Genomic DNA, 297 nt, shown 5'->3' with positions numbered 1-297 from the left:
AGCTGGCCTCGGCGTTCAACGCTTCGGTAAACACCTGAACCTGATGCTTGCCGTTGGCATTGGCCTTGTGCAGGGCGAGGCCAGCCTTGCGCATCAGCGTCTGCGGGTTGCGGCCATGCAGCGGCGAACAGGCCAGGCCGCCGGAGCCGGTGACGCTGATCAACTGGTTGTCGACGAACATCGGTTTGTCGAGAGTCGCCAGCAATTGGTTGGCGACTTGCTGGCCGGCCGAGAGGTCGGTGTTGTCCAACAATACGGCGAATTCGTTACTGGCGAAACGCGCCAGGCTGCCGCTAG

1 protein-coding gene is annotated in these 297 nt (G+C 62.3%); it reads right to left on the bottom strand.

The genetic code is table 11. The features are described from left to right. Positions 1-297: diguanylate cyclase domain-containing protein (locus BK665_RS33295; RefSeq protein WP_148053280.1), on the bottom strand; the 297-nt coding region annotated here is incomplete at both ends.

It is taken from the genome of Pseudomonas frederiksbergensis (genome assembly GCF_003732665.1).
GTDB classification, from domain to species: Bacteria; Pseudomonadota; Gammaproteobacteria; order Pseudomonadales; family Pseudomonadaceae; genus Aquipseudomonas; species Aquipseudomonas frederiksbergensis_G.
The sequence above is the reverse complement of the archived record's forward strand: the minus strand, read 5'-3'. Positions and strand labels throughout refer to the sequence as shown.